The sequence below is a fragment of the Bacteroides sp. f07 genome, assembly GCF_042854785.1.
Taxonomy (GTDB): domain Bacteria; phylum Bacteroidota; class Bacteroidia; order Bacteroidales; family Bacteroidaceae; genus Bacteroides.
On the sequence record NZ_BAABXI010000001.1, the window covers coordinates 2,659,837 to 2,681,161 of the forward strand.

The following is a 21,325-nucleotide window of genomic DNA, read 5'->3' on the forward strand; positions in this document are numbered from 1 at the left end:
CATCTATACTGTTTTAGGGTTATATACTTGTATCTTCAAACTTATACAGCTCCCATTCTCCGGCTTTCCGGCGGAAATAAAGGATGTTGGAGAAGCCGTTGCCTATACCTTTCAAGGCAAGGATTTTCATATTGGAATTGTCATCATTCCGCTGTCCGTAATTGATATTGGAGAGACGCTCGGAAGGCAGTTCGGGCTTGAAGGCGAACCACTGGTTGACATCGAGGCTCGTCTCCAGAATGGAAAAGTCATCATCGGGGTCACTGGTGACGAAAGCCAACGGGTCGCTCACACGCTGACTCTGAAAGAGACTGTCGGTGGCAAAACGCCCGAAGAACTCTACAAAGTTCTCCTTGTCATTCCGTTCGATAGGACGCAGATTGATTGCTTCCAGTATCCACGCTCCTTTGATACGCTCAAAATAATACCTCTTCATCATCCGTGTCTTGACGAATATCCATTCTACCTGTACGGATGTGAGCGAGGTGTCTCCTACCAAGTCCATATCTTCTTCTCTATCAAACAGGAGCGTATAATAGTGCTGTTTGGTGAATAAGTTTTCATGCTTCCAGTGGCGTTCGTCGATATTCGACTTCTCGTCTCCATTGTAGTAGGGCAACGGAAATTTCACACGCTGACGCTGCAAGGCATCATCGGAAGCAAAATTATAGACAAAATCGTCGAAAGATTCGTCAGCCTGTATAGGCTGCGGATCTTCCGGCAATTTATCTTCGGGGATAGAATCAGTCTGATGACGGATTGAATCCACTTCTTGAGTAATAGATGCGAAGGGGTCAATCTTGGATTTCTTGTTGTTACAAGAACTCAGCATACTGAGCAATATGACCCCTGCAATTAGTTTTTTCATTATTTCAATTTCTCTCTTAACTTTTCAAGCATATCCACCGTCATGCTTTCCAAATTGTAGGCCGGCTTCCACCCCCACTCTTCACGAGCACAAGTGTCGTCCAGGCTATCGGGCCAGCTATCAGCGATGCGCTGCTTCAAGGGGTCTATGTCATAAACCATCTCGAATTGCGGCACGTGCTTCTTGATTGCCTGATAAATCGTCTCCGGGTCGAAACTCATAGAGGCGATATTGAAAGCATTGCGATGTATCAATTTTGCCGGGTCGGCTTCCATCAGCGTAATGGCTGCGTTCAGCGCGTCCGGCATATACATCATATCCATCAGGGTGCCTTGTTTGATGGGGCACACGAATTTTTCTCCTTTCACTGCCGAATAATAAATGTCGACAGCATAGTCAGTGGTTCCGCCACCCGGAGGTGTCACGTTCGAGATAATGCCCGGAAAACGGACTGCGCGCGTGTCGACACCATATTTGTTAAAATAATAGTCGCTCAGCAACTCGGTGGTTACTTTGGTGACTCCATACATCGTACGAGGACGCTGGATAGTATCCTGCGGTGTTTGTGTGTGCGGCGTAGTTGCACCGAACGAGCCGATAGAACTGGGAGTAAACACTGCGCATCCTTGTTCGCGTGCCACTTCCAATACGTTCCACAATCCGTCGATACCTATTTTCCAAGCCAACTTGGGCTTCGACTCTGCCACGACCGACAACAGCGCGGCAAGATTATAAATCGTATCAATCTGATACTCCTTCACCACAGAAGCTATCGCTTCTGCATCCGTCACATCTGCAATAGCTGACGGGCCTGACTCTTTCAACTCTCCTTTAGGTTCTGCACCCGGGATGTAACCAGCTACTACATTTGCATTTCCGTAACGTTTACGTAGCTCCATCGTTAGTTCGGAGCCAATCTGTCCGGTGGCTCCAATAATCAAAATGTGTTTCATTTTTTCTTCGTACTTAAATTATTAAGCTAAATAGCGCACAAAGTAAGCACTTTTTTTTCAGATTTTAATCAAAAAGACATTGTTATTCCAAGAAAAATTGTGTCCTTTGTAATCGAACTTAATTACTCAAACACTATGTACGGTAAAATGAAAGATTTCCTCAGCCAGACATTGGCTGAAATCAAGGAAGCCGGTCTTTATAAAGAAGAACGACTGATCGAAAGTGCGCAGCAAGCTGCCATCACTGTAAAAGGTAAAGAAGTGCTGAACTTCTGCGCCAACAACTACCTGGGACTATCCAATCACCCCCGACTGATTAAAGCTTCCCAGGAAATGATGAACCAACGCGGATACGGTATGTCGTCCGTACGCTTCATCTGTGGAACACAAGATATACACAAGGAACTGGAAGCCGCTATCTCTGACTATTTTCAAACAGAAGACACGATTCTATATGCTGCCTGCTTCGATGCAAACGGTGGTGTATTCGAACCACTTTTCTCGGATCAGGATGCCATCATCTCGGATTCTTTGAACCATGCTTCTATTATCGATGGTGTACGCCTTTGCAAAGCCAAACGTTACCGCTATGCCAACGCTGACATGAACGAACTGGAAAAATGTCTGCAAGAAGCACAAGCTCAACGTTTCCGCATTATCGTTACCGACGGGGTATTCTCCATGGATGGCAACGTCGCTCCGATGGACCAGATTTGCGACCTTGCCGAGAAGTATGATGCACTGGTTATGGTAGACGAGTCTCACTCTGCGGGTGTGGTAGGTGCTACGGGACATGGCGTAAGCGAACTATATAAGACGCACGGACGTGTGGATATATATACAGGCACTCTGGGCAAGGCCTTCGGCGGTGCGCTGGGCGGATTCACCACCGGCCGCAAGGAGATTATCGATCTGCTGCGCCAGCGGAGCCGTCCGTATCTGTTCTCCAACTCACTGGCTCCGGGCATTATCGGTGCAAGCCTTGAGGTATTCAAGATGCTGAAAGAGAGCAATACGCTGCACGACAAGCTCGTTGAGAATGTTAATTATTTCCGCGACAAGATGACGGCTGCGGGATTTGATATCAAACCGACCCAGAGTGCTATCTGCGCTGTGATGCTGTATGACGCGAAATTGTCTCAGATTTATGCAGCACGCATGCAGGAAGAGGGTATCTATGTGACCGGATTCTATTATCCGGTGGTTCCGAAAGACCAGGCACGTATCCGTGTACAGATTTCCGCAGGACACGAGAAGGAGCATCTCGACAAGTGTATCGCTGCCTTTATCAAAGTAGGTAAAGAACTCGGTGTACTTAAATAAAACATTTTCTTTTCTTCCGTTGTTATTATAGCAAGCATAAGATTGCGGCAATAACAACGGAAGATTTTTAATTTATATATGGAAGAACTGACTCTCACCACTCCTACCCTGCTTTTCTCGGCAGTCTCACTGATTTTATTGGCTTATACCAATCGTTTCTTATCGTATGCACAGCTCGTACGCCAACTGCGCGACCGTTACATGGAGAATCCCACGGATATTACCGTAGCGCAAATCGAGAATTTACGGAAACGTCTGAACCTTACCCGCACCATGCAGGGGCTGGGGATTGCCAGCTTGTTCCTTTGCGTGGTCAGTATGTTTTTCATCTATATCGGATTGCAACAGCTCTCTGCCTATGTATTCGGGGTGGCTTTGTTGCTACTCATCGCTTCTCTCGGCGTATCTTTTCGGGAGATACAGATTTCTACCCGTTCACTGGAGATTTATCTGGGAACAATGGAGAAAGGGAAAAATAAAAAATAAAAAAAGCCGCCCGGAACAAATCCGGACAGCTTTCTCATCATATAGTATAAATATATTCTCAGACTATTATCAACGTTGTCCCAGTTGTGAGTCAACAAAGAAGATACCAGTATCACCGGCTTTCTTGATTTTATCAACGATTCCTTGTGCAGTAGCTTCTTCTTCTACTTGTTCGCGAACGAATCCCCACAGGAAGTCTTGGGTTGCTTTATCTTTTTCAGCAGCAGCTACGTCAACCAGCTTGTCTATCAATGCAGAGACATGGCATTCGTGTTGGTAAACGTGCTCAAACACTTCCAGCGGAGTGCCCCAACCGTTAGGTACTACATCTATTTTGTCAACGGTGGCAGTTCCACCACGTTTGATGATATAGTCGGCCATTGCATAAGCGTGTCCCATTTCTTCTTGAGACTGCTTTTTCATCCAATGTGCAAATCCACTGAAACCTTCTTTCTCAAAGTAGAAGGACATTGCCAAGTAGAGATTAGCAGACCACATCTCAGCCGTAATCTGTTCATTGATTGCCTTTTGTAATTTTTCTGAAATCATAATCGTATTCTTTATTAAGTTGTTAATGTAGTTTCTTATTGAACTCATTACAAAAATAACAAGATTTCAGTCAAAATTGTTCCATGCTTCCCGCATTTTTAAACTACATTCACACTTCAGGCGTGGATACTTATTTTTTAATTACACCAGCTCGTCGGAAGTATATCCCTTCGGCAGTTCACGGCAGTTGTAGCCGGATGCCATGATTTCACCGTATGCACCTGCCGAACGAAGGGCTATCAGGTCGCCACGCTTCACTTTGTTCAGGTCGATTGCCTTACCGAAAACATCGGACGACTCGCAAATTGGCCCTACTACATCGTAAGCTTCTACCGGTTCTTCGGATGTAATATTTTCCATTTTATGGTAGGCTTGATATAGAGCCGGACGAATCAGGTCGGTCATACCTGCATCAAGGATGGCAAATTTCTTCTTCGCTCCCTGTTTTACATACAGAACTTTGGATATTAACGTACCGCACTGACCAACAACCGCACGACCGAGTTCGAAATGCAAAGTCTGGTAGGGACGCAATTTCAGTTGCCCGGCATAAGTGGCAAAGTAGTCTTTGAAGTTCGGGATTGCCTGGCGGTTGGGATGTCCGTAGTCAATGCCGAGACCACCGCCTACGTTGATGTGTTCCACCAGGATACGACGGGCCTCCAGTTTGTCCTGCAGTTCGTTGACACGGTTGCAGAGGGCGATAAAGTCGCCCATATCGAGAATCTGCGAACCGATATGAAAGTGAAGCCCGATGAATTTGATGTTCTTCATTTCCTGGGCTACGTCAATCACTTTGTCCATATCCTGCATACTGATGCCGAATTTGTTTTCAGCCAGTCCGGTAGTGATATTGGCGTGAGTATGCGCGCCGACATCGGGGTTGATACGGAAAGCAACATTGGCTATCTTATTTTGAGCGGCAGCCAGTTCGTTGATTACTTCCAGTTCGGGGATGGATTCTACGTTGAAGCAGAAGATGCCGTATTCCAGTCCGAGGTTGATTTCCCAATCGGCTTTGCCCACTCCGGCAAAAACGACTTTGTTGGCAGGAAATCCGGCACGGATAGCGGCACGGATTTCTCCACCGCTTACACAATCGGCTCCCATTCCGCTCTCACGGATGATGGTAAGTACTTTCGGGTTGGCATTTGCTTTGACAGCATAATGCACTGAATAATTAGGATATTTGGCAACCTCGTGGTTTATAGCCGACAATGTATCACGCAGCACCTTGGTATCGTAGTAATAAAAAGGGGTCTGCAAAGTGCGGAACTTATCGATTGGAAATATTCCTTTCATAATTCGGAAAACTTGTTTAGTTAGTTAAAAAGAGCGCTTTTATCAGATTGGTAAAAGCGCTCGTGTTATTTGTGGAATTATTTGTTGTTGAAAAGCATATTGCTCAGCGACTGTAACGCTACCTTCTTGTCGCATTCCCGAATGAGGAAAGAGATGTTGTAGTTACTTCCACCGAAAGAAATCATTCGCACTGGTATGTCGCGCATCGCATCGAGCGCTTTTGCTTCGAAACCGACGTTTTCCCATTCCAGGTCACCTACAACGCAGATGATACACATTTCTTTGTCAACAGTCACTGTTCCGTATTTTTTCAGGTCATCGAGGATTTCGTTCAGATGCTTGGTGTTGTCGATGGTGACAGATACACCTACTTCCGAAGTACAAATCATGTCGATGGATGTCTGGTAGCTTTCGAAGATTTCAAATACTTTACGCAGGAAACCGTGAGCCAACAACATACGGCTGGATTTAATCTTGATGGCTGTAATGTTGTCTTTGGCAGCTACCGCCTTGATTTTACCTTTTTCCGTGTCGTTGGATATCAATGTGCCGGGAGCTTCCGGATCCATTGTGTTCAACAGGCGTACGGGGATATTGGCATATTTGGCAGGCTGGATACAGGTCGGATGCAGGATTTTCGCACCGAAGTAGGCCAGCTCGGCTGCTTCTTCAAAGTGAAGCTGACGAACCGGGGCTGTCTTGTCAACAATACGCGGGTCGTTGTTGTGCATACCATCGATGTCTGTCCATATCTGAATTTCGGAAGCATTCACGGCTGCGCCAATCAGGGACGCGGTGTAATCGCTACCACCACGTTGGAGATTATCTATCTCACCGTAAGCGTTGCGACAGATGAAGCCTTGCGTAATGTAGATTTCCACGTCCGGATAGAGGTCGAGTTGCGCCTGCAACTTCTCCTTAATATATACAGGATCCGGCTCTGCGTTTTTGTCAGTACGCATGAATTCCAAAGCCGGAAGCAATACGGACTTCGCGCCACATTCCTGCAGGTAGAAGTTTACCATAGCCGTAGAGATAAGCTCGCCCTGTGCCAAAACCACTTTCTCTTCAAACAAAGTGAAAAGGTCTTTCGTGTAGGAGCGGATGTAGTCGAAGTGAGATTTGATGACTTCCAAGCCTTTCTGTTTATATTCCTGAGTTGCAAAAAGCTCATCAACGTGCTGTTTATATTTAGCTTCCAGCTTATTGATAATCTCGTTGGCACCCTCCGGATTCTTCTTATACAGATAGTCCGAAATTTCCACCAATGTGTTTGTCGTACCTGACATAGCTGAAAGGACAACAATCTTCTGTTCACCATCGGTAATCAATTTGGCTACTTCCTTCATGCGCTGAGCAGAACCTACGGAAGTTCCTCCAAACTTTAAAACTTTCATTTTCGTTACTGTTTTAGTTATCTATATTTAAATCTATTTCTATTGTTCTCTGCCGGGGCATGTATTCGTTGGTGACATCTACTATCTGATGGTCGGCACAACGGTATACCCTGCCGGGGTATTCTTTCAGCAATTGCAGGTTGTGCGTCGTCATCACTACGGATGAACCGGTCTTACAAATATCGTGCAATAGCTCGACAATGGACTTCCCTGTTTCTACGTCCAGATTTCCGGTTGGTTCATCCGCCAGAATGATGTCCGGGGAATTGAGCACGGCACGCGCTATTACGATGCGTTGCTGTTCGCCGCCGGAAAGCTCATTAGGCAGTTTGTAACCTTTGTTGGACATTCCGACCAAATCGAGCACTTCTTCAATACGTTCCTTTATCTCTTGTTTGTTTTTCCAGCCTGTGGCGCGGAGCACAAACTCAAGGTTGTTGTAAACGGTACGGTCCGTCAGCAGTTGGAAATCCTGAAACACAATGCCTAACCTCCGGCGTAACTGCGGGATGTGCTTGCGTTTGATGGAACGCATATTATAGCCCAGCACTTCCGCTTCACCGTCGATTACATCCAGTTCGCCATACAAGGTTTTGAGCAGGCTCGTTTTGCCGGAGCCGACTTTTCCTATCAGATAGACAAACTCGCCTTTGTGCAGTTCAAGATTGACATCATTCAGCACACAGAGTTCCTGTTGATGGATTTCTACGTTCTTATATTGAATTAATGCTTCTTCCATGTACTGCTATGTCTTTCCTGCAATTCGCGTGCAAGGTCTTCGATGCGATAGCCTTTTGAAGTGAGTAATACAATCATGTGATAAATCAGGTCGGCTCCTTCGTAAATCAGGCGCTCGTCTGTTCCATTGGTTGCTTCGATGACTGTCTCTACTGCTTCTTCACCTACTTTCTGCGCCATCTTATTGATGCCGGACTCAAATAGACTCGTCGTGTAGGAGCCTTCGGGCATTTCTTCGTGACGTTTGTCGATGAAGTCTTGCAATGCTTTCAAGAACATTACAGGTTCTTCGTTCTTCTCCCCCCAGCAAGTATCCGTACCTGTATGGCAAATCGGACCTACCGGATTCACTTGTATCAGCAGGGTGTCATTGTCACAATCGGCTTTGATAGAAACTACGTGAAGGAAGTTACCGCTTTCTTCTCCTTTCGTCCAAAGACGGTTCTTTGTACGGCTGAAGAAAGTTACTTTTCCGGTTTCTACCGTTTTATCATAGGCTTCTTTATTCATGAAGCCCAGCATCAAGACTTTACGTGTTTCGTTGTCCTGTATGATAGCCGGAACAAGTCCGTTCATTTTATCAAAATCCAATTCCATTTTATTTAATATCTTAATTTACTATTTACGCATAACAATACCTTCGCCGCAGCCTGAAGGCTAATTTTTGCACCACGGTAATTACCTGATGGTAATTCCTTCGCCGCAGCCTGAAGGCTAATTTTTGCACCACGGTAATTACCTGATGGTAATTCCTTCGCCGCAGCCTGAAGGCTAATTTTTGCAACGCAGTAATTACCTGATGGTAATTCCTTCGCCGCAAAGATACGATTTTAATTCGGGAATTTTAATTTCTCCGAAGTGAAAAACGCTGGCTGCCAGCGCCGCATCTGCTTTTCCTTGCAAAAAGACATCACGGAAGTGTTCTTTGCAGCCTGCACCACCCGAAGCAATCACGGGGACAGAGAGTTGCCCCGCCAATGCGGCAAGTGCTTCATTCGCATACCCGGTCTTTACTCCGTCATGATTCATGCTCGTAAAAAGGATTTCGCCCGCTCCACGTTCCTGTGCTTCTTTTGTCCATTCAAACAGGTCTTTGTCGGTTTCGATACGTCCTCCGTTCAGGTAGCACTTCCAACCTTTTTCCGTTTGCTTGGCGTCTACTGCCAATACACAGACCTGCGAGCCGAAATTCTTGGCAATCTCATCAATCAGTTGCGGATTGCGGATAGCGGAGGAGTTGATAGATATTTTGTCGGCTCCGGCATTCAGCAGACGGTCCACGTCACTCAGTTCGTTGATTCCGCCGCCTACGGTAAACGGAATATTGATATTGGCAGCAATACGTTTCACCAAGTCCGTGAATGTCTTACGCCCCTCATGACTGGCGGTAATGTCAAGGAAAACAAGTTCATCGGCTCCTTGTTCACTATAAGCCCGTCCCAACTCTACCGGGTCACCTGCTTGACGCAAATTAACGAAATTCGTTCCTTTCACGGTTTGTCCGTCTTTGATATCCAGACAAGGTACTATTCTTTTTGCTAACACAATCCTATTTTTATTTACTGTTTGACAATTTAAAATCAGACAATCAAAGGTCTCAATCCAAAAAGATTTTCAAGTCTTTCAGAGTGAGCCGCCCTTCATACAGTGCTTTTCCAAAGATCACTCCTGGCACTCCGGCTTCGTTCAAGGCAATAATGTCATCGACATTACTTACTCCACCGCTGGCCATTAGATAAAGGTCGGGGAATTTTTCCAACATTTCCTTGTACAAGTGAATGGAAGGCCCTTTCAACATCCCATCACAACTGATATCCGTGCAGATTACTTTTCGGACACCTTTATCTATATAGTCTTCGAGAAACGGAAAAAGTTCACAGGCGCTTTCGTCCTTCCAGCCGTTTACGGCTATCTTATGCTCTTTTACGTCCGCCCCCAGGATTATTTTATCACTTCCGTACACTTCCAGCCAATGACAGAACAATCCGGGATCTTTCACGGCAATGCTGCCGCCCGTCACCATTTGCGCACCGCTTTCGAAAGCGATTTTCAAGTCTTCATCACTCTTTACTCCGCCGCCAAAATCTATTATCAAGGAAGTACGGGTAGCGATTTGCTCCAACACCCGATAATTGACTACATGATGAGAAGCAGCTCCGTCCAAGTCCACCACATGAAGTCTGCGGATACCATTGGCTTCAAACTCCTTGGCAACTTCCACCGGATTTTCGTTATATACTTTCTTACTGTCGTAATCTCCCTGGGAAAGACGTACGCACTTTCCGTCAATAATATCAATGGCTGGAATAATTTCTATCATCTATTATCTATTTGCTAAAAGTTTATTATAAACGATGAACGAGTTTATTATAAACTATGGTGGAGTTTATTATAAACGGCAACATAGTTTATTATAGATTCAAAAAGTTCGTCAGAATCTTCTCTCCCGTCTTACCGCTTTTCTCCGGATGAAACTGGGTGGCATAAAAGTTATCTTTATGCAAGGCGGCACTAAACGGATGAATATAATCAGTCGTAGCAGCGGTAAAGTCGCAAGTCGGCACATAAAAACTATGCACGAAGTAAACAAATTCTTCGTCGGTAAATCCTTCAAAGAGTTTACTGTTCGTTTCTCCGATTGTGTTCCAACCCATATGAGGTACTTTGTCTTCGTGCTTCTGCGGAACAAAACGCTTCACGTCTACATCAAAGATATTCAAACAGTCCACTCCCCCTTCTTCGGAATAACGGCACATCAACTGCATACCGAGACAAATCCCGAATACAGGCTGGCGCAGGTTCTTTATCAGCTCGTCCAATCCTGTCGCTTTCAGATGGTTCATGGTAGTTTCCGCCTCTCCTACTCCGGGGAAAATTACCTTATCGGCTGACTGGAGTTCTTCTTTATCGGCAGTAATCACCGCTTCCACTCCCAACCGCTTCAAAGCATAATCCACAGAACGGATATTACCGGCATTGTATTTTACGACTGCTACTTTCATCAACTAAATATTACTGTTTTATTTTTATAAGCCAAAATTTTACGTTCAATGTGCTTCTGTACCGCACGTGAGAGAACGATTTTCTCCAAGTCCTTTCCTTTGTTTACAAGGTCTTCGATAGCGTCTTTATGAGTGATACGCACTACGTCCTGTTCGATAATCGGACCTGCATCCAGTTCTGTCGTCACGTAATGGCTGGTTGCACCGATAATCTTCACACCTCTTTGGAAGGCAGCGTGATATGGCTTCGCACCTACGAACGCAGGAAGGAAAGAGTGATGGATATTGATAATCTTATTCGGATAAGCGTTTATCATCTGCTCGGAAATCACTTGCATATAGCGTGCCAGTACGATAAATGTGATTTTATGCTTGGCAAGCAGTTCCATCTCCTTGCGTTCTTGTTCTTCTTTTGTTTCTTTGGTAATAGGGAACAAATAGAAAGGAATGCCGAAACGTTCGGCCACATGTTGCAAATCGGGGTGGTTGCTTATAATAAGAGGTATCTCCACATTCCACTCTCCGGCTGTGTAACGAGCCAGCATATCGAAAAGACAGTGTGACAGCTTAGAAACAAAAATAGCCATACGCGGTTTTACATCCGAAAAATAAAGACGGAAATCCATTTCGTATTTTTGACCATAAAGTGTTCTGAAATAATCTTCAATCTTTTCCTGGGGAACCAGAAAATCTTTCAACTCCCATTCAATACGCATGAAGAATATGTTTTCTACATGGTCTACATACTGGTCCAAATAGATAATATTTCCTTTGTTTACCGTAATAAAGTCTGTCACTTCCGCAAGGATTCCCGGTTTGTCGGGACAGTGCAATAACAGTTTGGCTGTTGTCATCATTCTTTTTACTAATTTACGATTCCAGGCAGAACCTTTTCCACCTTTCTTATTTTAGTCCGCAAAAATAACGATTTATTGCAAAATTACGAATTATTCAAGCAGAAAGTTGATATAAAAACGGTGATTTCTTACAGATAGAAAGATTTCGAGAGTTCTTTTCTATGAAGAGGATGACAAACTTCAGGATAGTGACGCTATCGTCTTTGGATAGCGTCACTATCTCATTATAATGGCGTCACTATGATAACCGGATAGCGTCACTATCCTGATAGAAGAAAAAACAATATTTTTTTTCATTACAAAAGTACTCAAAATGAGACACTAAGCGTTTTTCTTGTTTTTTCTTGAAAAAAACTTTTCCTAAAACGCTTGCAGATTTACAAAAAACAACTACCTTTGCACCCGCAATCGAGAGAGATGCAGATTAATAAAATGAAATTCTGGTGCGTTAGTTCAGTTGGTTAGAATACATGCCTGTCACGCATGGGGTCACGGGTTCGAGTCCCGTACGCACCGCTTCTTAATGAAGAGGCGGAAAGAATAAAAAGAGTTAGTCTAAATAAAATTTGGTGCGTTAGTTCAGTTGGTTAGAATACATGCCTGTCACGCATGGGGTCACGGGTTCGAGTCCCGTACGCACCGCTTCTTAAGAAAAATAAAAGGCTTTGTAATCCAATATTACAGAGCCTTTTTATTTTCTCATATTTCAAAAAGAGCAGTTGCCATGTAGAATATTGACATTTTAGGTGCGGATTAGCCGAATTACACTATCTTTGTACACGAAAAAAAACAAAATCATGAAAGAGGTAATATTCGTAATCTTAAATGAGTTCGCCGATTGGGAAGGTGCATTTATAGCTACTTGTCTAAATCAGGGAGTCAAGCCCGGAAACCCCATTACTTATAAAGTAAAAACCTTATCGATAACCAAAGAGCCCGTTAGTTCAATAGGCGGATTCAAAGTGCTGCCCGACTACGGACTAAAAGATATGCCGGAAGATTATGCCGGTTTGGTATTAGTCGGTGGCATGAGCTGGTTCTCACCTGAAGCTGAGTTGATAGTTCCACTAGTAGAAAAAGCCGTCAAAGAGAAAAAATTAGTTGCCGGAATATGCAATGCTTCCGTTTTTCTTGGTATGCATGGTTTTCTTAATAAAGTAAAACACACCAGCAATACAATCGGATATCTTAAACAATATGCTGGAGATAAATATACAGGTGATTCCAACTACATCAACAAACAAGCTGTAAGAGACGGAAATATCGTAACTGCCAACGGAACCGGGCAATTGGAGTTTTGCAGGGAAATATTATATGCATTAGAAGCCGACACAGCCGATGCGATAGAAGAAAGTTATCTGTTTTATAAAAACGGATTCTGTCCGGAACAATAGAATTAATCTAAAAGAATTAAACATGGTGCACTTGGTATATTGTGATGATAAAACGAAAGTATTGGAGAAAATACTTGATGGCAGTAAAACAATGGTGGTTCGCGGTGCTGCCGGACGAAAAATCCCGCACAGTCGGGTAAATGAAGGTGAAATCCTCTATTTTATGCAGAAAGGCTCGAAGAAAATTTCAGCCAAAGCTACGGTAACTCATGTCGAAAACTATCAGAAACTGACAGAAGAAGAGATTATCACTATCCTTGCTCATAACCAGCCAAAACTTAATCTGACAGATAAGCAGAAGGAACGTTGGCATAAGAAATGTTTAATACTGATAGGATTCTCCAATGTGGAAAAGATTGAGCCGGCATTTGACTTTGAACACCAAGGAAATATGGATGATTGGTTGATTCTTGAAAAAATCGAAGATGTGGTTGTAGGTACAAGTATTCCGTATAACTACGAAAAAAGTAAGTTCAGATAAAACCAATAAGAACAGATTTACAAATAAAAGGCTTTGAGTTCCGGATTCAAAGCCTTTTACTTATACATATCATTTACTTGTCATACCCATACCCCGCAACCATTTCAAAACGGACTCTCCGGAGTCGGAAACATTATTACGGGAAATAGCAAGCCCTTTCTGCATTTTGGCTCCCTTTTCCAATGAAGCAATGGTCTTTTCCGCTTGTGAAAAACGGCTTCCACCATGTGTACAGAATGGTATAAGGGTTTTACCAGTAAAGTCATATTCATCGAAGAACGAATAGAGTGCCATTGGCATATCATACCACCAATTCGGAAAGCCTATAAATACAATATCATAGTCGGCAAGATTCTTGATGTGTGTTGCCAATTTCGGACGGGCTTTCGAGTCAACTTCCTTTTTGGCAGCATCTATTAATTCCTTATGTGTACCCGGATAAGCATGCGCGGTCTTAATCTGAAATAGGTCTCCGCCCGTCTCTTCGCTGATGAGGGTAGCTATATATTCGGTATTGCCATAAAGTTTACCGTTCGATACGAGACGGCTGGCACCGGATGAGGTATCTACGCCATCTGTTTCGGGCGAAGTGAAGTAAACAACAAGCACCTTGCCTTTAGTCGGTGCTATACTTGCATTGACTGTTGTTGACTCTACTTCAGGCATTTCCGCCAAATGATTAACTGCTATTGCGTTAGCATAAACAACAAAGCCACAAGCCAGCGCTGCTAAAGTTACGAATGATAAATAAATTTTTCTCATTATCTGAATATTATTAAGGATAAGAAATACTACATTGAATATCACGACATCAAACTGATCTTCAAGCCATTGTCCCGATAAAGCGACTACAGTCTTTTTCCAAAAAAATCCACCAATTTATTCACTGCCATCTCTACATATTCGGGAACATAGTAAGTCTGGATATGAGTAGCCCCGGGTATCAGGAATAATTCCTTGTCCGCAGTTCCGGTTGCTTTTTGGAAGGCTTCATCAGTCATATAGAAAGTATCGGCTTTGCTGCCTGCCAACATGAGCAATGGCTGGTTTATCAAGTCAACGTTAGAAGTAGCGTCCCATGTCATCAAGTCAAGCAAGCTGCTGACCGTATATCTGAAAGTGGAATTTGGATGAGCATGAGTTTTGCCATAATAGATAAATCCTTCACGGTATAAATCGAACGGCAGTTGGGCTATTTGTTCATCGGTTAAGTTGGATTCTCCTGTATATAAAATTTTACCACCTAGCATTTCTTGCGCACGGGCGTCTGTTGCCTGTTTCAGCCTTTCCTGAATGGTAGAAATCTGAGAACCCATAAAACCTTCTCTTCTGACTTTGCCGGAATTAAACATACTCAAAGTAGCTACCGCCTTTAAACGCTTGTCTGATTGAGCGGCTTTTAAAGTGTATCCGCCACCGCCACAGATTCCGAGAATACCGACCCGCTCCGTATCAACACCCAGATAATGAGTAATATAATCAATCATGCCATGAATATCTTCAATACGGCAGGCAGGCTTATCCGTATTGCGCGGTTCTCCGCCACTTGCTCCCTGAAAAGAAGCATCCGCCACCAGGGTGATATATCCATTCTCTGCCAAACGCTGCGCATAAAGACCGGCAACCTGTTCCTTTACTCCTCCATTGGGATGCGCCACAACTATTGCCGCATATTTCTTTGCAGGATTATAATCAGCAGGCACATATACATTCGCTGCGATATCTATTTCATGTAATTGATAAGTGACAGGATGGATATTCACCTTACCTTCGATATTTTCTTTGAGTGCATTCTCATAAACCAGCCCGAAAGAATTGTTCTGTGCGGAGAGAGCCGCAATACCTTGAGTTAGTATCATCATAACAACAAAATTGAGAGTTAAATATTTCTTCATAATGGTTTCTTTTAGTCTGAATATTAATTTTCGATAATGCAAAGTTGGGAAGATTTTCCGGACAAGGCAATAGACGGATTACTGATATGCTAACACATTTTACTGATTGTATAAAGCTATCTATCAGACGACTAACACAGATTACGGATTAACCAACCTGAATTACAGTTTCTAAGACATACCATGCTTATTTATCACATAAAATCATTAACTTTGTAACAAAGCAAATCATAAGAAGATTATGGGAAATATAATAAAGTTAGAGACAATTCAGGAATACAACACATTGCTAGGAGTAGAAACGCTACATCCCCTTATTAGTATAACGGACTTTTCTAAACTAAAATCAATCCGGCATTGCCGGAAAAACTTCGGTTTTTACTGTGTATTCTATAAAGAACTTACATGTGGTACATTACAATATGGCCGCAATAAATATGACTATCAAGACGGAACATTAGTGTTCATCTCCCCTAATCAAGTGGCAGGCGTGGACGACGGGGGAGAAACAGTCAATCCCAAAGGGCTCGCACTGATGTTTCATCCGGACTTGTTATATGGAACCCCGCTTGCCCGAAGAATGAAGGACTATACATTCTTCTCTTACGAATCCAATGAAGCCCTGCATATGTCCGAGCGTGAACGCCAAATCATCCTCAACTGTTTTAGTGAGATTCAAGAAGAACTGGAACACGCCATCGACAAACATACCAAACAAATCGTAGCTTCGAACATAGAAACTTTACTCAATCATTGCGTCCGCTTCTATGAACGTCAGTTTATCACCCGAGAAACAGTCAACCGGGATTTGCTCGGCAATTTCGAACGCATACTAAACTCATATTATGCGTCAGACAAACCACAGACGATTGGCTTACCGTCCGTCGGATATTGTGCTGAGCAGATGCACCTCTCACCCAATTATTTCGGAGATTTGATAAAAAAGGAAACCGGCAAGTCCGCTCAAGAGTATATCCAGTTGTCTGTCATGGAGAGAGTAAAAGAACTGTTAGCGGAAAACAACAAAACAGTCAGTGAAATCGCCTACGAACTCGGTTTCAAGTATCCGCATCATCTGAGCAGAATATTTAAAAAGGTAGTAGGCACAACTCCCAATGAATACCGGCAGCAAGTCGGATAGAGGAAGAGAATTTCTTCCTCTATCTGTGCAAGTAAGTATCTCTATTCTATATATTATAAGTTCTATTCTACAACAAAACTTTCAGACTTGAAGTTACTATAAAACCTTCCGGAAGTTGCCGTAAATTTCAATACACAATAGTCGGGGTCGGCGACTCCTTCGGGATAATACATTGTATCGCCTTCCTGCCAAATCATTTCTTTACTGCCACTGTCGGTCAGCACTTCCATGGTGCCGCACAACATGACTCCCCTGAAGAAGCGGTTATCACAAAAATAAATGCAGGCATGACTGTTTTTCCGGTATTGCGTAACACGCATTGATGAAGTATTCGTAGTCAGATAAATCGTTTTTATCCCTTCCCGTTTACGAGGTTGCAACATAGCTTTAATATTGGGAAATCCTTCGCTGTCTATGGAACCGATAAAAGCTGTTTTCTGCTTATCAATCATGTTTCCTACCGTTTTTTCTGCGTCTCTCATCTTTTTACAGTTTAATTGGTTATTAATGATGCAAAAGTAAGGATATTGAGTAGAGCCGGTGCAATAAAAAGAAAGGGAGAAATAGTACTTTTCACGGTTTATACTTCTTACGGAAGAGTAAAGGTGTTTCCCCCGTATGTTGCCGGAAGCAGCGGATAAAATAAGAAACCGTTGAGAAATGAAGTTCAAACGCAATATCCGATATCGGAACGTCTGTATAGGCCAGCAATTTCTTTGCCTCATCTATCACTTGATTCTGGATGTATCGCTTCGCACTAAGTCCCATTACCGAAGTAATGATTTCATTCAGGTAATTGGGAGTGATACAAAGTTTATCCGCGTAAAACTGAACAGAATGTTGTTCCTTCAAATGAGCTCCGACCAAATGGATGAATCTGTCTATATGGATATTATTGATTTCTTTATCTGTGGTGATTTCCTCATTCAAAACAGCTTTCTGATAAGCCCGTTCCAACAGCATCAGAACTTCATAAAGCAATGCCCTCAAAACATGCACATCATTCTGTTTGTAAGAGTCAATCTCCATTTTAATATTGTGCAAGACTTGAAGGACACGTGTATAAAGTTCGTCCGAGAGATGCAACTTGGCTGATTTTCCCGGTTTGAAAAACGCAAGATGCCGGACAAACATGGAATCTCTAAAGAGAGACGATAAAAACTCATCTTCAAAAATCAAGGCGTATCCGTTTGATATATGATGTGTATCCCAGTTCCGAATCTCTCCCGCTTTAGAGAAAAACACATCTTGAGGAAAAGCCTCATAAGTACGGTTGTCAATAGAAAAGCTCCCCTCTCCTTCCGTTATAAAAGTAATATCATAATAAGTCAGCGTATGAACAGGACTTGCTGCCAAGAACTTCTTCACATATTTCAGTTCTACGACATCAATCAAAAGTTCACTGCCATATTTATTCTTATGGAAAGTATATCGGGGAATCGAGTTCTTCATTATGGAGTACAAAAATAATATTCCTTATCAAATATTCCAAAGCTTTTCCACTTTAGAGAGAAACGAAAACAACAATAGACTATTTGATAAGAAATATCTCTAGGACATTCTCTTTTGGTTATATCGCAAATACCAAATACAAATCAGCAACGAAACCACCGTCGACAAGGGCGGAGCAAAGCCCATGAGGAACAGCGAGGAACTGTCTATCCGGCTGAAGCAGTACGACAACGGAATACGGAACAGGAAGGTCGCTATCAGACTGTGAATCATCGGGAACAATGAATTTCCCTGTCCGCTGAAGTAAGAATTGATACAGAACACAAAACTTACAATGATACAGTCGATACTATACCCCCGCAAATAATCCGCCGCCATTGTTACCACCGCCGCATCCTTGGAGAAGAATGCGGTAAGCGTCTCCGGCAGGAATTGCGAATACACACAAACCGATACACCGAAAACAAGGGCAATTCCAATGCCCGAAACCAAGCATTTATTCATCCGCTGTATCAGTCCCGCACCGTAATTCTGTGCCGTCATGGTCGCCACTGCCGATGATATGGCCATTGGCGGAAGCATCGCAAAGACGATGATTTTCTCTACAACACCTAAAGACGCTGACGCGATAACTCCCATTTGATTGACAATGACCGTTATAATCAAGAATGAAATATTGATTAACGCATCCTGTAATGCAATAGGCGCTCCCAGTGCCATTATCTTTTTGGACAAGTTCTTGTTCAACCGGATATCTTTCCGTGTAAACTCGAAATGGAATCCATGCCGATGTAAGAACCCCAACGCGATGACAAAGCTACCTCCCTGGGCAGATATGGTAGCCAATGCGGCTCCCGTAGCCCCCAAATGGAAATAACCGACCAAGATAAAGTCGAGGACAATATTAATCACACACGCCAATCCTACAAAATAAAGTGGCGTCTTGGAGTCGCCCAATCCACGCAGGATGCCACATACAACATTATATCCTATAATGAATAAAATACCAGCCGAGCATACCAGGATATAACTTTTCGTATCGGCCATTGCTTCCGTAGGGGTATGCATCAGTTCGGCTATCTGCCCGTGAAACACGACCATGACCAAAGTCAGCAACACTCCTACGATTGAAAACAGCCATACAGAAGAACCGATTGTAAACGCTACCTTCCGGTTATCTTTTGCTCCGGTGGCAATAGCAATCAGCACGGTTGTCCCCGTCGTAATGCCAAGAATGATGCCTGTAATCGTCTGCATCACTTGGCTACCGATAGCCACAGCCGCCACACTGGCAGAATCATCATATTGCCCCACTACAAACAAGTCCGCCCCGCCATAAAGTGCCTGAAGCACGTTGGCAATAAGGAAAGGTACTGCAAATTGCAGCAATACTTTCGGAACACTCCCCTGTGTCAAATTCAACTCTTTCATAGTTTCTTCGATACTTTACCTCTTATCTTAAATTGTTACAATAAAAAAAGTGCCGGACAAGCGAATGATTTACACCATTCATCTTATCCAGCACTATAATTATCTATTATAGCACCCTCCGATGAGGATTTTTATGCCTGTCCCTATTTTCGGGCTGCAAATATGGGCTTTGTTTTCATAACTACCAAATTATAGCTGAATTTTATTGTTTTTATGATACAATCGGATATCAATGTGATACCAATTTCAACCCGTTAATGGAGCAAATCAGTGTGAAGAAAAAGAACAACCGCCCCGCACTTGCAGGTTCTTTAAAGAAGAAGATAGAATTTGGAATTTTTACGGTTTGCCAGAGACAGGTGAAACCCTTTAGGATAGGTTACTTCCGTCACTTCATTCAGCAAGGTTTCCTTGGATGTAAGCGGCAGTTTATAGATATTGTCAATGATGTCATAGATGTCCATATCCATAGATTCTTTTATTTAAATTGGTATACTTTATCCGCTTTTCTATTTCCTAAAGCGGAAAAAAGCAGGCAGGCGATCGGGATTCAACGTGTAGCGGGCATGGTCTTTCAAAAACGGTTCGGAATTCATCACTGCACAAGAATGGGTTACTGCCGACATCATTTCCCAATCTTTCTGCGAGTTGCCAACAATCAATACTTGCTCCAGAGGGAAAGCTAAAACTTTACATATATGGAGTACTCCTTTCTTTTTGCCGGCTTCCTTATGTACAACTGTGATAAGGGGTGGCTTATAAAATACCTGATAAGGTTTTGCTTTTAATCGGGAAAGAATGTTCTCCCTCTGTTCTTTTTCATAAACCAGCATGCTATACTTATAGACTTGGCCTTCATAGCTATGCGCCGTCATCTTTACGGATTCCCCGTTTACATCCAGTAGTAATTCAACCGGTAAACATCGGCTCTGCTCGTCATACAACAATAATCCGCCGTCTGCAAATACCCCACCTTTGAACAAACAGAAAAGAGTCTTACCTAATTTTCTCCGCGCCTGTTCCACTGATAAAGAAGTAGCCAGATATAATGGGACAGATTGCGCCATATAGCGTAAGACATTGGCATAACTTTCCGGGACTTTCCCTTGTGCATCGGTCAATGTTCCGTCTACATCAAAAAATATGGCAGTAATCAAAGGCTTATCCGGTATCCGCCAAAAGGCACTTTCGCCCATTATGTTATGCAAAGGATGATTAGTCAGATTACTGAAAGCAATGTAACAATCACAAACTTTCCTCTGACAAGAAAGTGAGGTATCCAGCTTTTGACTCTGATAAAAATTGCCTATCTTCACCTTACTCCTAGGACAGGCAAAGATATCCCCTTTCCAGTCGATGAAGCAAGCACTTCTTCCCCCTGAACATTTCTCCCATTGAGCCGGAGCGTTTCGCAAATCATACTCGAAAAGATTATCCAATTGAGTAAAAAAACGAATATCTTCATCACTCAACGGGGATTTCAGTCCCTGCATGGCGTTAATAAACAGATAAATATCCGGTAAAAGGGCATTTCGCAAATCAGCAAGTAGTTTTTTTGCCGACGGATTGCCGACAGCTCCGGCACAGACCTGTATTCCCACATTATGGAGTATATGAAGTTGCCGGACAAATCTCTCTACCGAAGTCATTTCCGGATGAAAGCTAGCCCAAACCTTTATCTTACCCCTCAACGACGGAGTTGCCTGGAGTTCGTCCAGCCATTCGTCGGCAGGAAAAGACAGGTTAGTCTGACAAGAAATTCCAGCAACTTGCGGCAATGCGGCAAGCCGCATTATTCCTTCCCTGTAATAGCGATGTATGAGTGCTTCCCCGTAGGGAATGATAAATAGTTGCAAAGACTCTCCTTCCCATTGTTCAATAGCGGTAATAAAACGGTTCCATGCCTGCTTGTCCTGCATCGTAGATGCAGGATGAGACTTCTTGCCGAAGGGGCAATAAGAACAAGCATAGTTACAACTATTCAGTTTGCCTCGATAGTATATACGTCGGACGGAAAATAAAGAGCCTTCGTTTGCCATTGCCATTTCATTCTAAT

23 protein-coding genes and 2 tRNA genes are annotated in these 21,325 nt (G+C 43.2%); 7 read left to right on the forward strand and 18 right to left on the reverse strand.

All coding sequences use genetic code 11. From position 1 onward, the window contains the following. Positions 1–19: 19 nt before the first annotated feature. Complete coding sequence (locus ACGHVY_RS10955; protein WP_390598994.1) at positions 20–868, reverse strand: DUF4348 domain-containing protein; 849 nt, start codon at positions 866–868, stop codon at positions 20–22. Then, positions 868–1,821, reverse strand: coding sequence for an NAD-dependent epimerase/dehydratase family protein (locus ACGHVY_RS10960; protein WP_308744229.1), 954 nt, complete (start codon positions 1,819–1,821; stop codon positions 868–870). The genes ACGHVY_RS10955 and ACGHVY_RS10960 overlap by 1 nt, the downstream gene beginning before the upstream one ends. Positions 1,822–1,956: 135 nt before the next feature. Between ACGHVY_RS10960 and kbl the strand changes: the two genes are divergently transcribed. Both kbl and ACGHVY_RS10970 read left to right on the forward strand, forming a co-directional pair. Next, positions 1,957–3,144, forward strand: a complete 1,188-nt coding sequence (gene kbl, locus ACGHVY_RS10965; protein ID WP_308744228.1) for a glycine C-acetyltransferase — start codon at positions 1,957–1,959, stop codon at positions 3,142–3,144. Positions 3,145–3,222: 78 nt separating this feature from the next. Then, entirely contained in the window at positions 3,223–3,630 is a 408-nt protein-coding gene (locus ACGHVY_RS10970) for a DUF2721 domain-containing protein (protein WP_308744227.1), read from the forward strand. 69 nt (positions 3,631–3,699) lie between these two features. On the opposite strand, the gene ACGHVY_RS10975 is transcribed toward ACGHVY_RS10970, so the two are convergent. The 9 genes from ACGHVY_RS10975 to purU all read right to left on the reverse strand — a co-directional run bounded on the left by ACGHVY_RS10975 (position 3,700) and on the right by purU (position 11,475). Beyond that, a complete protein-coding gene (locus ACGHVY_RS10975; protein WP_308744226.1) occupies positions 3,700–4,179 on the reverse strand; it encodes a ferritin in 480 nt (159 codons plus the stop codon). Positions 4,180–4,320: 141 nt separating this feature from the next. Beyond that, a complete protein-coding gene (lysA, locus tag ACGHVY_RS10980) occupies positions 4,321–5,481 on the reverse strand; it encodes a diaminopimelate decarboxylase (RefSeq protein ID WP_390598996.1) in 1,161 nt (386 codons plus the stop codon). 77 nt (positions 5,482–5,558) lie between these two features. Further along, entirely contained in the window at positions 5,559–6,878 is a 1,320-nt protein-coding gene (locus ACGHVY_RS10985; protein ID WP_308744224.1) for an aspartate kinase, read from the reverse strand. Between the two features lie 13 nt (positions 6,879–6,891). Then, positions 6,892–7,617, reverse strand: a complete 726-nt coding sequence (locus ACGHVY_RS10990) for an ATP-binding cassette domain-containing protein (protein WP_308744223.1) — start codon at positions 7,615–7,617, stop codon at positions 6,892–6,894. Continuing rightward, positions 7,602–8,213 carry a bifunctional phosphoribosyl-AMP cyclohydrolase/phosphoribosyl-ATP diphosphatase HisIE gene (gene hisIE, locus ACGHVY_RS10995; RefSeq protein ID WP_390598999.1) on the reverse strand — a complete coding sequence of 204 codons (612 nt, stop codon included), beginning with the start codon at positions 8,211–8,213 and terminating at the stop codon, positions 7,602–7,604. Before hisIE ends, ACGHVY_RS10990 begins: the two co-directional genes overlap by 16 nt. Positions 8,214–8,408: 195 nt before the next feature. After that, positions 8,409–9,161, reverse strand: coding sequence for an imidazole glycerol phosphate synthase subunit HisF (gene hisF / locus ACGHVY_RS11000; protein ID WP_390599001.1), 753 nt, complete (start codon positions 9,159–9,161; stop codon positions 8,409–8,411). A 52-nt stretch (positions 9,162–9,213) separates the two neighbouring features. Continuing rightward, positions 9,214–9,936 carry a 1-(5-phosphoribosyl)-5-[(5-phosphoribosylamino)methylideneamino]imidazole-4-carboxamide isomerase gene (hisA, locus tag ACGHVY_RS11005; protein ID WP_390599003.1) on the reverse strand — a complete coding sequence of 241 codons (723 nt, stop codon included), beginning with the start codon at positions 9,934–9,936 and terminating at the stop codon, positions 9,214–9,216. A 91-nt stretch (positions 9,937–10,027) separates the two neighbouring features. Further along, positions 10,028–10,618, reverse strand: coding sequence for an imidazole glycerol phosphate synthase subunit HisH (hisH, locus tag ACGHVY_RS11010; protein WP_308744219.1), 591 nt, complete (start codon positions 10,616–10,618; stop codon positions 10,028–10,030). Continuing rightward, positions 10,618–11,475, reverse strand: a complete 858-nt coding sequence (gene purU, locus ACGHVY_RS11015; protein WP_308744218.1) for a formyltetrahydrofolate deformylase — start codon at positions 11,473–11,475, stop codon at positions 10,618–10,620. Before purU ends, hisH begins: the two co-directional genes overlap by 1 nt. Before the next feature lie 442 nt (positions 11,476–11,917). Here purU and ACGHVY_RS11020 point away from each other — a divergent pair. The 4 genes from ACGHVY_RS11020 (at position 11,918) to ACGHVY_RS11035 (ending at position 13,350) form a co-directional block, all read left to right on the forward strand. Beyond that, positions 11,918–11,991 (forward strand) — tRNA-Asp (locus ACGHVY_RS11020). Between the two features lie 52 nt (positions 11,992–12,043). Further along, positions 12,044–12,117 (forward strand) — tRNA-Asp (locus ACGHVY_RS11025). A gap of 155 nt (positions 12,118–12,272) precedes the next feature. After that, positions 12,273–12,869, forward strand: coding sequence for a type 1 glutamine amidotransferase family protein (locus ACGHVY_RS11030; protein WP_308746021.1), 597 nt, complete (start codon positions 12,273–12,275; stop codon positions 12,867–12,869). A gap of 22 nt (positions 12,870–12,891) precedes the next feature. Beyond that, the gene (locus tag ACGHVY_RS11035) at positions 12,892–13,350 is read left to right on the forward strand and encodes a hypothetical protein (RefSeq protein ID WP_308746020.1); all 459 of its coding nucleotides are present in this window, start codon (positions 12,892–12,894) and stop codon (positions 13,348–13,350) included. Between the two features lie 69 nt (positions 13,351–13,419). Here ACGHVY_RS11035 and ACGHVY_RS11040 read toward each other — a convergent pair whose 3' ends face one another. After that, positions 13,420–14,112 (reverse strand): flavodoxin, encoded by a 693-nt coding sequence (locus ACGHVY_RS11040; protein ID WP_390599006.1) that lies wholly within the window; start codon positions 14,110–14,112, stop codon positions 13,420–13,422. Positions 14,113–14,198: 86 nt separating this feature from the next. After that, the gene (locus ACGHVY_RS11045) at positions 14,199–15,245 is read right to left on the reverse strand and encodes an alpha/beta hydrolase (RefSeq protein WP_390599007.1); all 1,047 of its coding nucleotides are present in this window, start codon (positions 15,243–15,245) and stop codon (positions 14,199–14,201) included. 241 nt (positions 15,246–15,486) lie between these two features. Here ACGHVY_RS11045 and ACGHVY_RS11050 point away from each other — a divergent pair, with 241 nt between their 5' ends. Next, positions 15,487–16,386 (forward strand): helix-turn-helix domain-containing protein, encoded by a 900-nt coding sequence (locus ACGHVY_RS11050; RefSeq protein ID WP_390599009.1) that lies wholly within the window; start codon positions 15,487–15,489, stop codon positions 16,384–16,386. 62 nt (positions 16,387–16,448) lie between these two features. Here the strand turns inward: ACGHVY_RS11050 and ACGHVY_RS11055 are convergent, their stop codons facing one another. The 5 genes from ACGHVY_RS11055 to ACGHVY_RS11075 form a co-directional block, all read right to left on the reverse strand. Beyond that, positions 16,449–16,868 carry a pyridoxamine 5'-phosphate oxidase family protein gene (locus ACGHVY_RS11055; RefSeq protein ID WP_390599010.1) on the reverse strand — a complete coding sequence of 140 codons (420 nt, stop codon included), beginning with the start codon at positions 16,866–16,868 and terminating at the stop codon, positions 16,449–16,451. 91 nt (positions 16,869–16,959) lie between these two features. Continuing rightward, a complete protein-coding gene (locus ACGHVY_RS11060) occupies positions 16,960–17,838 on the reverse strand; it encodes a helix-turn-helix domain-containing protein (protein ID WP_390599011.1) in 879 nt (292 codons plus the stop codon). Positions 17,839–17,937: 99 nt separating this feature from the next. After that, positions 17,938–19,269 carry an MATE family efflux transporter gene (locus tag ACGHVY_RS11065; RefSeq protein WP_308746015.1) on the reverse strand — a complete coding sequence of 444 codons (1,332 nt, stop codon included), beginning with the start codon at positions 19,267–19,269 and terminating at the stop codon, positions 17,938–17,940. Between the two features lie 311 nt (positions 19,270–19,580). Further along, positions 19,581–19,739, reverse strand: a complete 159-nt coding sequence (locus ACGHVY_RS11070) for a hypothetical protein (RefSeq protein ID WP_390599013.1) — start codon at positions 19,737–19,739, stop codon at positions 19,581–19,583. Positions 19,740–19,778: 39 nt separating this feature from the next. Further along, complete coding sequence (locus ACGHVY_RS11075) at positions 19,779–21,308, reverse strand: STM4011 family radical SAM protein (RefSeq protein ID WP_390599014.1); 1,530 nt, start codon at positions 21,306–21,308, stop codon at positions 19,779–19,781. Between the last annotated feature and the right edge of the window lie 17 nt (positions 21,309–21,325).